This window comes from Pedobacter rhizosphaerae (assembly GCF_900111155.1).
Classification (GTDB): Bacteria; Bacteroidota; Bacteroidia; order Sphingobacteriales; family Sphingobacteriaceae; genus Pedobacter; species Pedobacter rhizosphaerae.
Genome location: NZ_FOGG01000016.1, coordinates 72,520 through 88,379, shown reverse-complemented (window position 1 = coordinate 88,379; position 15,860 = coordinate 72,520). Strand labels below are relative to the sequence as shown.

The following is a 15,860-nucleotide window of genomic DNA, read 5'->3' as shown; positions in this document are numbered from 1 at the left end:
AAAAAAGCTTGATTTTTGAATATTGAATGAGCGATATACGGTTCAATACTTATTCCTTGTCTCATTCAATAATTCACTCATTCAAAATTATAGCTGGTACATTTAAAATATAACCATGATTAAGATTTTAGCAAACGATGGGATTGATCCAATCGGAAAAGAATTATTAGAAAAAGCAGGTTTTACTGTAGATACTGACACTGTTCCTCAGGATCAGTTAGCTGAAGCATTAAAGAACTATGATGCTATTACGGTTCGTAGTGCAACTAAAGTTAGAAAAGAGCTAATTGATGCCGTACCTAACATTAAACTGATTGGTAGAGGTGGCGTAGGTATGGATAATATTGATGTGGAATATGCACGCAGCCAAGGTATTTCTGTGGTAAATACACCTGCAGCTTCTTCATTATCTGTAGCTGAATTGGTTTTTTCTCACCTATTTACGGGGATTAGATTTTTACAGGATGCCAATCGTAAAATGCCTGTTGAAGGATCTACTCAATTCAATAACCTTAAAAAAGCATATGCTAAGGGGACTGAATTAAGCGGAAAAACTATTGGTATCATTGGTTTTGGCCGTATTGGTCGCGCTACTGCAAAGGTTGCCTTAGGTTTAGGTATGAATGTTTTAGCCTACGATCTTTATCCTTTGGAAACTGAGATTACATTAGAATTTCAAGGCGGAAAATCAATAAATATTCCAATTAAAACTGTTGCATTGGATGAAGTAATTGCCGGAAGTGATTTCATCAGTTTACACACGCCATTTGCTGACAAACCTATTTTAGGTGAAGAAGAGTTTGCGAAAATGAAAAAAGGAGTGGGGATTGTAAACTGCTCTCGTGGTGGAACAATTGATGAGCCTGCTTTAATCGCAGCCTTAGATTCAGGTAAAGTTTCATTTGCTGGTTTAGATGTATTTGATAATGAACCTACACCATTAGCAGAAATTTTAACACATCCAAAGATTTCTTTAACACCACACATTGGTGCTTCAACCAATGAAGCGCAAGAACGCATTGGTACCGAGTTGGCTACCTTGATAATTGAGCACTTCAAAAAATAGATAATAAGTTATATTGAGCTTGCCGATTAGTTTTAATTTGGCAGGCTCAACATAATATTTGTTAATCTAAAGCCTTCGTTAACACCCAATACCGATATCCCAAAATTGCCTTCTGAAAAGTACTCAGCTTATTGGGATCTTTTTTATAAAGACTTGGCAAAACAGTATTGTTAATTTTAACCAAGATTTTGAACAGTGCCTTTTTCATTCTTTTTATATTGTTGTATTTTCTTGAATAGAAAGTAAAACCCTCCTGCCATTACCAACAGTAAAAATACAATTATGTAGGTAGATATGTTTCTAGACTTCACTCTGCTTTCTGTTGCTGCTTTTAATTGCTCATTTTGATCCTGAAGTTTTTTTATGGTTTGCATGTAGCGTTCCATGCGTTCTTGCGAATGATCTGCTACCGCCACCTTCTGTTGGTTCTGTAGATCTTTATAATCCATTAAGATTTTTAATTCCTTAAAGATGTTGTTATCGGTAATAACCACCTGGCGAAGAATTTCATTAGAATTTTTGATGTCTCTTTTGGTTTGCCAACCAAATATGCCAGTTCTTTGGTTTAAGCTTTCATCGTATTGTCCAAATTTGGCGCTTCTTTCTGCTAATAATGCATTTACCTTTGCCCGTTGTGCAGCATAAGCTGATGTGTCTTGTTGTGCGAAAGTTTGAAGAGATACTGCGAGCGCAATGAATAGATAAATAATTTTTCTCATGGCATATAAACGAAAATGCGATGCGTTTGTTTTCAACCAGGCTAAAAAGGAATCTTTCTAAGAATATGCCTTAAATATTAAGGTTTTGTATTTTGGCCTTTGCTTAAGGATGAAATTCAACTCTAACGATATCTCCCAGGTGTAATCCTAAAAGACCGCTTGCCTTACCTTTATTGATCGCAATTTCGAGGTGGTTACTGATTCCAAAGAGACAAAGTTTTTCACCTTCCTGAACTTCGTTATAGTGCCAGCTTAACTGAGTAATGGTTTCACTTTTTCTAAAGTAGAGCGTAAAATCTCTATTCTTTTGAATTTTGGTAAATAAATCTTTGGTGATGTTTGTGATTACATTGCTAAAGGTATCGATGTAAATAACACTTCCCCTTATTACATCTCGCTCAATAACAGGATGTAAGAGCATTTTGTGTTCAATTTCAGCAACTGGTAAGCCAATATCCTTAAGCTTGCCGCCTCTGGCTAAATGAGTAGCCGCTTTTACGAAAATATCCACCAATGGAAAATGGAGATACTTAAGGTCTTGCATGATATTAAGCTCTACAACATCCTCAGGTGTATCATCAAACAGTAGTGAAAAGATGCCATTATCTGCACCAACAAAATAGTGGTCTTTATGCTTCACAGCCACATACTTGGTGTTCTCACTATACACCGAATCAATGCCTATTAAGTGAACCGTATTTTTTGGGAAATAAGGATATGCGTTTTTTAAAACGAACGCTGCATAGGAGATATTGAAAGCCGGAACTTCGTGGGTAATATCGATTAAATTAACATTTGGCATCAGACTTAACAAGCTACCTTTTAAGGCAGACTGATAAAAATCCTTAGAACCTAAATCTGTTGTTAAAGTAATTATACCCATTAAAAATTCATTAATTATGCTTATTCTTGTGTAGATGGCTAAGCGCCTACAAATATTCAAATTTAAATTAATATTAGCCCGAAAACTTAAAAAATATACAGCTTGAACGAATTAAAATTAACTCTGGATACCGTGAACCCAGCTCAGTTTTGGGGTCCGAACAACGAAAATTACGAAATGATTAAGGGTGCTTTCGCCAAGCTAAAAATCGTAGCAAGAGGGAGTGAAGTAAAGGTTCTCGGTGATGAACAGGAACTTAAGTCTTTCGAAGATAAATTTAACCAACTCGTTGCGCAATTAGAAACCTACAGTTCTCTTAGTAGCAATGATGTTGAATCTATTTTAGGAGCCAAAGCAAATGGTGTTGAAAAAAAAGAGATCGCAGACCCAAAATCGGGGGGAGGCGAAGTAATTGTTTTCGGTACAAACGGACTTTTGGTGAAGGCAAGGACGGCAAACCAGCGAAAAATGGTGAGCAGTATCGCGAAAAATGATATTCTTTTTGCTATTGGTCCGGCAGGAACTGGAAAAACCTATACCGCCGTGGCGCTTGCCGTTAGAGCTTTAAAGAATAAGGAGATCAAAAGAATTATTTTGACCAGACCTGCTGTTGAGGCTGGAGAGAACCTGGGTTTTCTTCCGGGTGATCTTAAAGAAAAGATTGATCCTTATTTAAGACCGCTTTATGATGCCTTGGATGATATGATCCCAGCCGAAAAGTTGAAATTCTATATAGAAAATCGCACGATTGAAATTGCACCCTTAGCATTTATGAGGGGACGTACATTAGACAATTGTTTTGTAATTCTGGATGAGGCTCAAAATGCTACAGATATGCAGTTAAAGATGTTTTTAACGCGTATGGGGCCAACTGCCAAGTTTATTGTTACGGGTGACGTTACTCAGGTAGATTTACCTAAAAAACAGATGTCTGGCTTGTTTAACGGATTAAGAATCCTGGAAGACATTAAAGGAATTGATATTATCTACCTTAGCGGAGAGGATGTAGTTCGCCACAAACTGGTAAAAGACATCTTAAAAGCATATGGAGATATTCAGTAAAATAGTTTAACATCTAAAGTCTGAAGCGTCGTGTCATTTTTAGGATTCGGTGCTTCAGACTTTGACTTTTTATCGGGTTTTTTGTTTTAAAGTTGTATTTTTATGGCCTCATGAAAGCACTAAAAGAAACCCATTTTAATTTTCCAAACCAAAGCAGTTTTTATAAAGGAAAGGTACGCGATGTTTACACCATAGCAAATCAGTATATGGTGATGATCGTGTCAGATCGCATCTCCGCATTTGATGTTGTTTTACCAGAAGCCATTCCTTTTAAAGGACAAGTGTTGAACCAGATTGCAGCCAAGTTTTTATCTGCAACACAAGATATTGTTCCTAACTGGGTATTAAATGTTCCAGATCCAATGGTAACTATAGGTCGTATTTGCGAGCCTTTTAAAGTGGAGATGGTTATTAGAGGTTATCTTGCAGGTCATGCCTGGAGAGAGTATAGTGCTGGTAAACGTTCTGTTTGCGGCGTTGCCTTACCTGATGGACTTAAAGAAAACGATAAGCTTCCTCAGCCAATTATTACCCCAACAACTAAAGCTGCTGTAGGTCATGATGAAGACATCTCCAGAGAAGATATTTTAGCGAAAGGCATTGTTTCTTTAACCGATTATGAAAAGTTAGAGCAATATACTTATGCACTGTATCAGAGAGGAACCGAAATTGCAGCTAAAAGCGGATTAATTTTAGTTGATACGAAGTATGAATTTGGCTCTGCTGATGGGGTAATTTATTTAATTGATGAAATCCACACACCAGATTCTTCGAGATATTTTTATGCTGAGGGATACCAGGAACGCCAGGATAATAATGAACCACAAAAACAGCTTTCGAAAGAATTTGTTAGAAAATGGCTAATTGAAAATGGTTTCCAGGGAAAAGATGGGCAACAAGTTCCTCAAATGACTGCGGAAATTGTTAACTCTATTTCTGACAGATATATTGAGCTTTATGAGCAGATTGTTGGCGAAAAATTTATAAAAGCAGATGCAGACGCAATTTCTGCACGTATTGAAAGCAATGTACTAAAGGCTATCGAAACACTTTAATTCGAAAGAAATTTTATACATTAGTAAACTTAAAGATAGAGAGAGATGAAATTTTCAGTAGATAAACACGACAAATACGTAACCCTTAAGTTAAAGGAGGCTGAGTTTACTAACGATAATGCGCCTGGGGTAAAATCTGAATTATATTTATTGAATGCCGAAGGGTTTAAAAATATTATAGTAGATCTTAGTCATGTTAAAGAATGTAAAGATGCACAAGATTTAAGCTGTTTATTGGTAGGAGATAGATTGTGTAAAGCTGCAGGTGGTTTATTTATTGTGACCGGAATTAACGATGAAATTGCTGAAATCATCGAACTTTCAAACATATTTCAATCTGTAACGTTTGTAAATACACTAGAAGAAGCAACTGATTTCATCTTTATGGATGAATTGGAAAAAGAATTTAGAGGCGAAAAATAACTCACGTTTAAATAACTTAAATTTAAGCCTCGTAGTTTATTTATCTACGAGGCTTTTTATATATTACTCAATGAGATTTGAAGTTACAATTTTAGGAAGCAGCTCGGCAACACCTGTATTTAATAGAAATCCAACGGCACAACTATTGAATTGTAATGAGAAGTATTATTTAATTGATTGTGGGGAAGGTACCCAACAACAGCTCATTAAATACAATCTGAAAGCAGCTCGTATTGATTATATATTCATCAGCCATTTACATGGAGATCATTATTTCGGTTTAATAGGATTGTTATCTAGCCTGCATTTAAATGGCCGCATTAAACCTATTCAGATATTTGGTCCTGAAGCACTATTGGAAATATTAGAAGTTCAGTTTAAATATTCAGATACTGTATTGAGATATCCAATTGAGTTTTTCGCCATTGATCCCACTCAACCTGCTCAGATTTTCGAGAATTCGGAGTTAACTGTAGAAACGATAGTTTTAAATCATAGAATACCTACAACAGGTTTTATTTTTAAGCAAAAACAAAGACAGCGAAAGTTGATCAAAGAGAAAGCAGATTTAATTCCGATGGCTTATTACACGGCCCTAAAAAAGGGAATGGATATTGAAACTCCGGGCGGTGAAATGCTTTTGAGTGAAGACTACACCACCCCGGCAGAACCACCAAGATGTTATGCTTACTGTTCAGATACGCTATACGATGAGCGTTATTTTGAAAGTATTAAAGATTGTGATACGCTGTATCATGAAGCTACTTTTTTGCATGAGTTGCTTGATCGGGCAAAGGAAACTCATCATACTACCGCATTACAAGCAGCAGAGGTAGCTAAAATTAACAACGCCAAGAAATTGCTTATTGGGCACTTTTCTTCCCGGTACAAGACCTTGCAGATGCTTTTAGAAGAAGCGCAATCTGTTTTTGAAAATACAGAATTGGCCCTGGAAGGAAAAACCTTCCCATTGTAATTAATGATGTTTGTAAGGTTGCAGCAAAAGGCTGTTAATGTGTAGTTTATATTAGTTCGATTTCGGTTGTTTCGGCCTCTAAAGTTCTACCATCTGATAATGCGAATACAATCTTAAACTTATGCTTTTTACTACTCACTGGGGCTGTTTGTAAATAGATACTCTCAAAGAAGTATTCATCATAGATATAGTTTGCGTCATTTAAAATCTTAACGTAGTCAGCTAAGGTGGTCATTCCCTTGTATTGTTTAACTTTAAAATAAACACTAAGATCAGTTCCTTTTGGGTGACTGGAATCAAAATCATTATTAGAAAATACCCTGATTGCAGAGATGTTCTCTTTGGACATAAAATAATTCCCTTCGCAGCTACACGCATAAGCTGCCTGCATAAGTCCCCATTTTACAGGTTTTCTTATCGCAGTAATTTTCTCATTTAACATTTGAATCTGAATGCCATAATTTGCACTGTTAATAGTACCAGCACTTGAAAACATGGGGGCAGGCAAAGCAGTATCTATATTTTTAAGAGCAAGCCCCTTGTTGGTGAAGTAGAAGGTTTGAGAATCGGGGCAATTACAATCTACACAGGCAACTATAAGCTGTGACATCAAGGCTAAACCTAAAACAAGAAATACTTTTTTAATCATGGAGAAACGTAAATTGTTTATTTCAAACATAATAAAAAATTCGCTGCCTATGAGGAGAAGTATGCAAATTTTCAGAGAAGCAGGCTATAAAATAAGATTATTCCAAATTATGTCAGAAGCGCTTAAGAATCGGCCAGAGTCTACGAGAAAAAAAAAAGCCTTGAGATCAAGATCCCAAGGCTATCATTTTTATAAAGAAATTAATTACTTATCTTTTTTATTTCCACCACCAAAAACTGAGAAGTGAACGTAGCGTTTAGGATTAGCTTTTAAATCGATCATTAACGCATCTAAATTTTTAGAAGCACTATTTAAGTTATCGTACATCTTAGTGTCGTTTAGTAAAAGACCTAAACTTCCTTTACCGTCTTTAATTCCTGAGATCACCGTTTGTAAATCCGCAATAGCAGTGTTAGCATTATCAATAGTTTGCTTGAAGTTAGCTGCTGCAAATTTATCAGTCACGGTATTGATATTGGTTAATATAGCACTTATCTTCTGGTTGTTGTTGTTTAAGTTAGCAGTAATTCCTTCTACATTTTTGAAAATAGCAGCAATTCTTTCACTTTCAGAACCCACAAGATTATCCACTTTTTTAGAAGTTGTTTCTAAAGAAGCTAAAGTTCCGGCAATACTATTGAAGCTCTTATCCACATTCTTTTGGAAGTTCGGATTTAAGATAGAATTTACACTACTTAAAATAGAGTCCATTTTACTGATGATTAATTCAGCTTTCTTTTGAACAGGCTGAACCTGTTCCATCAGGCCTTTTTCTACGTTGGCATTTAAAGTAAAGCCTTCTTCGGCCATTTCTTTTGAATTGCCCAGCTCCATTACAATCGCCTTGCTACCCAATAAATCTGTTCCTTCTAAGCGGGCAATACTATTTTTAGGTATTTCATATTTGCTGTTGATGCTAAGGGTTGCTAAAATAGTTCCCCCGGGCTCTAATTGTAATTTGGCTACACGGCCAATTTGGTAACCATTAATCAATACAGGTTTAGATACTGTTAATCCATCAACCCTAGTGTATCTCGCAAATAAGCTGGTTTCACTTGAAAAAATGGAATTACCTTTTAAAAAGTTATATCCAATTATTAATAAAGCAATTGCAAATGCAGCTAAAATACCTACTTTGGTTTCGTTCTTAATCTTCATGAGTGTTTCTATTTAATGGCCGCAAGTTGCAAAATGATTAACCTGCCTGAGCGCAATTTTTTTAAGACGATTTACATATAAATGTTTTCATCGCCATTTTGTTTGGTATTTATGTTTAATAATTCAGTAAAGTTAAATCAACCATCATTTATAATGCCAATTATCTAACTTCTATATTTTTCCTGTATGTTTTAATGGCCGCTAAAATGGAACTTGCAATTTCGTTTTGACCTTTGTCAGAATTAATATATCTCTCTTCTTCCTTATTGGAGATAAAACCAACCTCTGTTAAAACTGCAGGCATTCCACATCGCTGTAAAACCAACACACCTTGTTCCTTAACCCCACGACTTAATCTTTCGTCTCTATTGATGTAACTCGTTTGGATAAGTTTGGCAAATTTAATGCTTTTATCTCTAAAGGTGTTTTTTAATAATGATAAAAGAATAAAAGTACTCGGATTGTTTGGGTCATATCCGTCGTACTTGCTCTTATAGTTCTTTTCCAGCTTTATATCTGCATTCTCTCTAATGGCGGCATCTTGCTCTTTTAAGCGGTGCGAACCAGCCACAAGTGTTTCTGCTCCTTTAATATGCTTGTTACCCGGAGGCATAGAGTTACAATGGATACTAATGAAGAGATCGGCATTTGCTTCATTCGCAATTTCAGCCCTGCGATATAAATCTACATCCACATCTTTGGTTCGGGTATAGATCACTTTGATATCAGGCATTTCCTCCTTTATTTTTGCACCTAGTTTTAAGCTTACCTTAAGTGCAATATCCTTTTCTTTAGATATACTTCCTGAAGCACCTGGTTTTCTACCGCCATGACCAGGGTCAATCACAATGGTTTTAATTCGGTAACCCTGCGCAGTAGATTTTTCTGTAGAGAGTAGTAAAATAGAAAGAAAGAAAATTAAAAGAAGTTTGAGCTTCATCAATATTGGGGATGTTTAAAATGACGTTTCTACAAGACGTTTATAATTTTTGATTGCTTTAATAATACCATTAACAATTTCAGTTTGTCCCTCTGGAGAGTTCATATAATCTTCTTCTTCCGGATTACTTACAAAGCCTATTTCAGTTAAAACTGCAGGCATTGCTGCTCTAGCCAGAACGGCTAAGCTTTTTTCCTGAACTCCACGATTGATCCTTCCGGCATTTACATACTCCTGTTGCATGAAAGATGCAAATTTTAAGCTTCTATCTCTGTTGGTTTGCTTCATTAGGGAAAGCATGATATCATTTTCTGGTGTGTTGGCAATAAAGCCTTCGTAATTCTTTTGGTAGTTATCCTCTAAAAACATCGAGGCATTCTCCCTTTTAATTACTTCATCTTGCTCACCTAAACGGCCAGTACCGGATACAAAGGTTTCAGTACCTCTAGTAGACGTACTTTTTGAGGTTACCGTTCTATAAACAGGAACTTTTCTACCTCTAACTTTTTTGTAATAGTCTACAACTTTTGAAACACGCACCGGCATATCGTTTAAGTGAATAGAGATAAACAAATCAGCCTTGGCATTGTTTGCGATATTGATACGTTCGTATAACGGAATAAAAACGTCGGTTTCTCTGGTAAAGATAATTTTCAAATCAGGAAGACTGTCTTTGAGCGCTTTTCCTAAGTTGAGTGCAGTTTTAAGGGCCACATCTTTTTCCTTAGAATAAAGGCCGTGAGTAGCACCGTCTTTGCCACCATGGCCTGCGTCGATCACAATTGTTTTAATTTTGTATTCCTGTGCAAAAGCCTGATTATCAATAGAATTGAAGAGCGCTAAACAAATAAAAAATGTTAAAATGGTTTTAAGGTACATCAATGGTATATTTTTCACTAATTTTGAACGTTTTTGATTAAACATCTTTGCAAAAATAACATTCAAACACGAATTTGAAACTTCTTAAGAGCTCTATTTTACTAATTTCTGTCATTTTATTAACACTTGTTGTTAGTAAAGCTAACGCATTTCCCGCTATTTCATTGCAGCAGATCATCAAACAAGATACTTCTAAAAAGGATACAACCAAAAAAGAAGGCAAGAATAACAGCAGTTTAGATCAAAAAGTTGAGTATAAAGCCGACGACTCAGTTAAGATGAGCGCTGATAAGAATATTGTTTATTTATATGGAAATGCACGTGTTATTTACGGCGATTTTGAACTGGATGCGAGCTACATTAAATATGACAAGAAAAGTAATACCATCTTTGCGAGTGGGTTAAAAGACCCTAAAACTGGTCGATATTCTGGCAGACCGATATTTAAATCGGGAACTGACGGAACAGCGATAGCGGATTCTATTTATTACAATTCGGAGACCACAAGGGCAAAGGTTTTTGGTGTCTTTTCTGAACAGGAGGGTGGTTTTTTCTCAGGTGGGCAGAGTAAGAAGCAGATAGATGATGAGCTTCACATCAAGAATGTGATGTATAGTACCTGTAATTTGCCACATCCACACTTTGGACTCATGATTTCTAAAGGGGTAGTAACCGAAAAGCAGATCATTACAGGCCCTGTTTATATGATTATTGAAGATGTGCCTACATTTTTAGGCTTACCATTTGCATTCTTTCCGAAACCAAATAAACGAACGTCGGGGGTAATTTTACCTACACCCGGAGAAGATGCCACACGGGGGTTTTTCCTTCAAAATGGGGGATATTACCTGGGATTGAGTGATTATTGGGATGCAAAGCTCATGGGCTCTATTTACACCAACGGCTCTTTTGAAACCAGTGTGTTGAGTAATTACACCAAGCGCTATAAATATAATGGTAATATCAACTTAAGATATGCCAGTTTTAAGGATGGTTTAGAAGGTACTGATGCTTTTGCCAATCCAACAAAGAGTTTTAACATTACCTGGAGCCATTCACAAAATGCGAATGCGAAACCTGGAACAACATTTAGTGCCAGTGTTAACCTGGTGTCGTCTGGTCGAAATAACTACTACAGAAGTACGGCAGCGGGTACCACCTATGACCAAAACACCATTGCTACCAATACCACATCCAGTAGTGTAAGTTACTCGAGAACATATGACAATGGTATAAACTATTCATTAACCACCTCATCCAACCAGTCATTAGGTACAAGAGATATCAGTTTAAGACTACCCGAATTAACTTTTAACGTTCCAACTTTCAATCCTTTTGATTCGAAGAATCGGGTAGGAGAACAAAAATGGTATCAAAAAATTACGGTTGGATATGGAATGAATGGTTCAAACAGTATTGAAACAAAAGACAGTTTGCTATTCGATAATAACGGCTTGAAGCGGCTGAGAACAGGTTTTACGCATACTATTCCTGTAAATATGTCTTTTACGGCACTTAAATATTTAAACTTTAGCTTGGGTGGTACCTATAATGATTACTGGAATTTTCAAACTGTTCGTAAAAGGTTCACTCAGTTTGAAGATGACACTTACACCGCCAGAATTGATACTATAGCAGGTTTCAAACGTGCTGGTAGTTATAATTTATCCACCAGTCTTTCAACCAAAATATATGGGAAGAAAGAATTTAAAAATTTAGGTAAAATTAAGGCGATGCGCCATGTGATGACACCAACCATGTCATTTACGTATTCACCTGATTTTACACAACCAGGAAAGGGGCCATATGAAACAGCGCTTAACCAAAACGGACAATCATTTAACGATCCCTCTACCAACCTACCTGTAACCTATTCTATTTTTGATGGGATGGCGGCTCCCGGCTCATTTTCTACGAAACAGGCGGCAATTGGTTTTGGTTTAGATAACACCGTGGAGTTAAAGGTAAAGTCTGATAAAGATACTACGGGCACCGGGGAGCGGAAAATTCCAATTATTCAGGGTTTAAGTTTCAATGGTTCATATAACTTTGTTGCACCATCCTACAAACTATCACCAATAAGTTTTAGTGGAAGGTCTCAATTCACAGATAAGCTAGGGATAAATTATAATGGAAGCTTTGATCCCTACGTACTTGAAACAAATGAGGAAGGGGTACTTACCCGCGTAGACAGATACTTTTTTCAATCTGGAAAATTTTTACCCAGATTGACAAATTTTGGATTTTCTTTTGATTATAGCTTGAATCCGGAAGCATTGAAACGCAAGAACGAAGCAAATGATAAGATCAATGATGCAGCGGGTAAAAATGGATTGAGTGAAATGCAATCTGCTCAATTGGCCGCAATTAGCAGAGATCCTAATGCATTTGTTGATTTCAATATTCCCTGGAACTTTTCTTTCGCTTATAGTTTCCAATATTCCAATAACCTGGGCGTAGGTACTACTTCCAATACTTTAACTTTCAATGGCGATATGAACCTTACACCAAAGTGGAAAGTTACTTTCAATTCGGGATATGATTTTCAAAATAATGGTTTAACTCCAATGAATATAGCCATTTACCGCGATTTACATTGCTGGGATATGAGTGTAAACTGGGTTCCATATGGTGCCTACAAGAGTTATTCGCTTACCATTAAAGTTAAAGCTTCAATTTTACAGGATTTAAAATTGAGCAAGAGACAAGGTTTCTATACCACTTATTAATAAACACATGTTAGCTGAAATTATCACCATTGGCGATGAAATCTTAATCGGTCAGATTGTAGATACCAACTCTGCCTGGATGGCCAGGCAACTGAATTTGATTGGTGTTTCTGTAAAGCAGATTACCTCTGTTTCTGATGATCAGGAACATATTTTAGATGCGCTGGCACAGGCAGAAAAAAGGGCAGATATTATTTTGATTACCGGAGGTTTAGGACCGACAAAAGATGATATTACCAAAATAACGCTTGCTAAATACTTCGGTATGGGCTTTCGTATCGACGAAGGAACTTTAGCCATTGTGACAGAGATTTTTAAGAAATTTAAGCGGCCTTTGCTGGATATTAATATTAAGCAGGCTGAGGTACCCGATGGCTGTGAAGTTATATTGAACAAAAATGGTACCGCCCCATGCATGTGGTTTAACAAGGACAATAAGATCTTCGTTTCTATGCCAGGTGTTCCATTTGAAATGATGTACTTAATGGATGAGCAAATTTTGCCAAAAATTAAGGCTCAGTTTAAGCTACCTGTAATTGTACATAAAACTATTTTAACTGCCGGTATAGGCGAATCTTTCCTGGCTAAGGAGATCGAGGATATTGAAAACGATTTGCCAGAAAACATTAAGCTAGCCTATTTACCTAAGTTAGGGCAAGTGAGATTACGTCTGTCTGCAAAAGGGAAAGAGGAAGATACCCTTCGCGCTGAAGTAGAATTATTCGCTAAAAATATTATCGAGAGAATAAAACAATTTGTTGTAGTGGATGATGATATCCCACTGGAAAAAGCCATTCTGAATATCATGAAAGAGAAAGGTTTAACCTTATCTACTGCAGAAAGTTGTACTGGTGGCTACATTGCTCATCTGATTACGCAACATCCTGGTAGTTCATCGGTTTATTGGGGAGGTGCTGTTAGTTATGCAAATGAACTTAAAGAATCTATTTTAGGTGTAAGGGAAGAAACATTGGCTGGTTATGGAGCAGTTAGTGAGCAAACCGTTATTGAAATGGCTGAAGGTGCTGTTGAGCATTTCAAAACAGATTATGCTATTGCCGTAACAGGGGTCGCCGGACCAGATGGTGGAACCGAAGACAAGCCTGTAGGAACTGTGTGGATTGCAGTTTCCAATCAAAGCAAAACTATAGCTAAAGTGTTTAATTTCAGTAACAAACGAATTCAGAACATTGAGCGAGCGGCAATTTCGGCCTTAACAATGTTATTAAATCTACTTAAAGAAGACTACCTTAAAGAATAAAAACCGTATTTTTGGCGCAATACCAATATAAAATACTGGAATTTAATATGGCTCAATACGAATTATTGTTACCAAAAATGGGTGAAAGTGTTGCAGAAGCAACAGTTATTAAATGGGTTAAACAAATTGGTGATTCCATAGATTTGGATGACACCATTTTAGAAATCGCAACCGATAAGGTTGATTCTGAAGTTCCATCCCCTGTGGCAGGTAAACTAATCAAGCAGCTATTTAAAGAAGATGAAGTAGCACAAGTAGGAGATGTAATTGCCATTATTGAAACAGCTGCTGAAGTTGGATCAAAAACCCCGGAAACAAGTGCTGAAGCTCCTGTTGTAAATGAAAAAGCTGAAGCTATTCCTGGTATAGACCAATTACAAGATAAACCTGCTCCTACAACTGATTTTAGCAGCTCAGATCGTTTCTATTCTCCGCTGGTTAAAAGCATAGCAGCACAAGAAAATATTTCCTTAACTGAGTTAGATTCTATTAAAGGATCTGGTGCAGATGGCCGTTTGAATAAAGACGATTTACTGAATTACCTTGCCAATAAAAATGGCGGACAAAAAAGTACATCAGAACAGCCTAAGCCAGCTCCTGTAGCAGAGGCTCCGGCAGTTAATACACCTACAACAGTTCAAGCGCCCAATAAACCGGCAACTACCAGTGTAAGCGGCGGCGACGAAATTATAGAAATGGACAGGATGCGTAAACTGATTGCCGATCATATGGTGATGAGTAAAAGCACTTCTCCGCATGTAACTTCCTTTGTTGAAGCAGATGTAACCAATTTGGTATTGTGGCGCAATAAGGTTAAAAATAGCTTTGAAAAACGTGAAAATGAAAAAATCACTTTCACCCCGATGTTTATAGAAGCTGTAGCCAAAGCCATCAAAGATTTTCCGATGGTTAACGTTTCGGTAAACGGCACTCAGATTATCAAAAAACGCGATATTAATATTGGCATGGCGGCAGCTTTACCAAGTGGCAACCTCATCGTTCCGGTGATTAAAAATGCCGATCAGTTAAACTTGGTAGGCCTAACTAAAGCTGTAAACGATTTAGCTTCGAGATCAAGAAACTCTAAACTTAAACCGGATGAAACTCAGGGTGGAACTTTCACCTTAACCAATGTAGGTTCATTTGGAAACGTAATGGGTACACCCATTATAAACCAGCCGCAGGTTGCTATTTTAGCTGTAGGTGCCATTAAGAAAAAACCAGCAGTTTTAGAAACCGAACACGGCGATGTAATCGCTATCCGACATATGATGTTTCTTTCCCTATCATACGATCACCGTGTTGTGGATGGATCTTTAGGAGGAATGTTTGTTCGCAGGGTAGCAGATTATTTAGAAAACTGGGACTTAAACAGAGAGATTTAGCTTAGCTTTACAAGGTAAAATAACTGTCGATAAAAGATGTTGGATTCAATTTTAAGGGCTATAGTTTCTGATAAGGTGTTACATGCCAAATGGTTGAATACACTTTCCTATATGGAAAATGCAGGTGCGAAGAAAATCTCAGCCTCTGAACATAAGGAGCAGGTAAACCTCATTATTCTAAAGCATGCCGCAGAAGAACACCGACATGCTTATTACCTTAAGAAACAGATTTCTAAAATCGACGAATCGCTTTGCAAAACCTACACTAATTCGGAGCTTTTATCTCCAAACCATACCAAATATTATCTCCATGCATTGGATATCGCTGTATGCAGATATTTAAAAGCGGCTTTTAATCTCTCTGGTTATGATTTAAAGTTTGGCGCATATTTATTTGTTACATACGCCATAGAGGTGCGTGCAGATGAACTTTATCCGGTATACCAGGCTGTTTTAGATGAAGCCAAAAGTAAGGTAAATGTGAAATCGATCATTTTAGAAGAGGAGGGTCACCTGGAAGAGATGATTAATCAACTTGTAGAATTTGCTCCAAATTGGGAAGGGCATGCAGCCAAAGTTGTAAGTATGGAAAAGAATCTTTTTGAGCAGTGGGTGGGATCCTTAAAGGATGAATTATCGGTTACTGCATAATCCAGACTTGTGATTCGGATTATC

At 36.9% G+C, this 15,860-nt stretch carries 15 protein-coding genes; 9 read left to right on the top strand and 6 right to left on the bottom strand.

Annotation, left to right across the window (positions count from 1 at the left end):
• The first annotated feature begins 115 nt into the window (after nucleotides 1-115).
• A complete protein-coding gene (locus BMX11_RS14105; RefSeq protein WP_175474566.1) occupies nucleotides 116-1,066 on the top strand; it encodes a D-2-hydroxyacid dehydrogenase in 951 nt (316 codons plus the stop codon).
• Nucleotides 1,067-1,242: 176 nt separating this feature from the next.
• On the opposite strand, the gene BMX11_RS14100 is transcribed toward BMX11_RS14105, so the two are convergent.
• Together BMX11_RS14100 and BMX11_RS14095 are read right to left on the bottom strand one after the other, a co-directional pair.
• Nucleotides 1,243-1,785 carry a hypothetical protein gene (locus BMX11_RS14100; RefSeq protein WP_090885325.1) on the bottom strand — a complete coding sequence of 181 codons (543 nt, stop codon included), beginning with the start codon at nucleotides 1,783-1,785 and terminating at the stop codon, nucleotides 1,243-1,245.
• A 103-nt stretch (nucleotides 1,786-1,888) separates the two neighbouring features.
• The gene (locus BMX11_RS14095) at nucleotides 1,889-2,668 is read right to left on the bottom strand and encodes an SAM hydrolase/SAM-dependent halogenase family protein (RefSeq protein ID WP_090885323.1); all 780 of its coding nucleotides are present in this window, start codon (nucleotides 2,666-2,668) and stop codon (nucleotides 1,889-1,891) included.
• A gap of 102 nt (nucleotides 2,669-2,770) precedes the next feature.
• Between BMX11_RS14095 and BMX11_RS14090 the strand changes: the two genes are divergently transcribed.
• From BMX11_RS14090 to BMX11_RS14075, 4 genes are all read left to right on the top strand, one after another.
• On the top strand, nucleotides 2,771-3,730 hold the full coding sequence (locus BMX11_RS14090) for a PhoH family protein (protein ID WP_090885321.1): 960 nt from the start codon (nucleotides 2,771-2,773) through the stop codon (nucleotides 3,728-3,730).
• Nucleotides 3,731-3,840: 110 nt separating this feature from the next.
• Entirely contained in the window at nucleotides 3,841-4,785 is a 945-nt protein-coding gene (locus BMX11_RS14085) for a phosphoribosylaminoimidazolesuccinocarboxamide synthase (RefSeq protein ID WP_090885319.1), read from the top strand.
• A gap of 45 nt (nucleotides 4,786-4,830) precedes the next feature.
• Complete coding sequence (locus BMX11_RS14080) at nucleotides 4,831-5,208, top strand: STAS domain-containing protein (protein WP_090885316.1); 378 nt, start codon at nucleotides 4,831-4,833, stop codon at nucleotides 5,206-5,208.
• Between the two features lie 70 nt (nucleotides 5,209-5,278).
• Nucleotides 5,279-6,184 carry a ribonuclease Z gene (locus BMX11_RS14075; protein ID WP_090885404.1) on the top strand — a complete coding sequence of 302 codons (906 nt, stop codon included), beginning with the start codon at nucleotides 5,279-5,281 and terminating at the stop codon, nucleotides 6,182-6,184.
• 46 nt (nucleotides 6,185-6,230) lie between these two features.
• Here the strand turns inward: BMX11_RS14075 and BMX11_RS14070 are convergent, their stop codons facing one another.
• The 4 genes from BMX11_RS14070 to BMX11_RS14055 all read right to left on the bottom strand — a co-directional run bounded on the left by BMX11_RS14070 (nucleotide 6,231) and on the right by BMX11_RS14055 (nucleotide 9,810).
• On the bottom strand, nucleotides 6,231-6,833 hold the full coding sequence (locus BMX11_RS14070) for a DUF5034 domain-containing protein (protein ID WP_175474565.1): 603 nt from the start codon (nucleotides 6,831-6,833) through the stop codon (nucleotides 6,231-6,233).
• A gap of 204 nt (nucleotides 6,834-7,037) precedes the next feature.
• Nucleotides 7,038-7,991, bottom strand: a complete 954-nt coding sequence (locus tag BMX11_RS14065) for an MlaD family protein (protein ID WP_090885312.1) — start codon at nucleotides 7,989-7,991, stop codon at nucleotides 7,038-7,040.
• Between the two features lie 160 nt (nucleotides 7,992-8,151).
• On the bottom strand, nucleotides 8,152-8,931 hold the full coding sequence (locus BMX11_RS14060; RefSeq protein WP_090885310.1) for an N-acetylmuramoyl-L-alanine amidase family protein: 780 nt from the start codon (nucleotides 8,929-8,931) through the stop codon (nucleotides 8,152-8,154).
• A gap of 15 nt (nucleotides 8,932-8,946) precedes the next feature.
• A complete protein-coding gene (locus tag BMX11_RS14055) occupies nucleotides 8,947-9,810 on the bottom strand; it encodes an N-acetylmuramoyl-L-alanine amidase family protein (protein ID WP_090885402.1) in 864 nt (287 codons plus the stop codon).
• 74 nt (nucleotides 9,811-9,884) lie between these two features.
• Here BMX11_RS14055 and BMX11_RS14050 point away from each other — a divergent pair, with 74 nt between their 5' ends.
• Genes BMX11_RS14050 through BMX11_RS14035 form a run of 4 tightly spaced genes read left to right on the top strand, consistent with a single transcriptional unit; the run spans nucleotide 9,885 to nucleotide 15,836 of the window.
• A complete protein-coding gene (locus BMX11_RS14050; RefSeq protein WP_090885308.1) occupies nucleotides 9,885-12,539 on the top strand; it encodes a putative LPS assembly protein LptD in 2,655 nt (884 codons plus the stop codon).
• Between the two features lie 7 nt (nucleotides 12,540-12,546).
• Nucleotides 12,547-13,800, top strand: a complete 1,254-nt coding sequence (locus BMX11_RS14045) for a competence/damage-inducible protein A (RefSeq protein ID WP_090885305.1) — start codon at nucleotides 12,547-12,549, stop codon at nucleotides 13,798-13,800.
• A 47-nt stretch (nucleotides 13,801-13,847) separates the two neighbouring features.
• Entirely contained in the window at nucleotides 13,848-15,185 is a 1,338-nt protein-coding gene (locus BMX11_RS14040) for a dihydrolipoamide acetyltransferase family protein (RefSeq protein WP_090885303.1), read from the top strand.
• A 36-nt stretch (nucleotides 15,186-15,221) separates the two neighbouring features.
• Entirely contained in the window at nucleotides 15,222-15,836 is a 615-nt protein-coding gene (locus tag BMX11_RS14035; protein WP_175474564.1) for a hypothetical protein, read from the top strand.
• The last annotated feature ends 24 nt before the right edge of the window (nucleotides 15,837-15,860 follow it).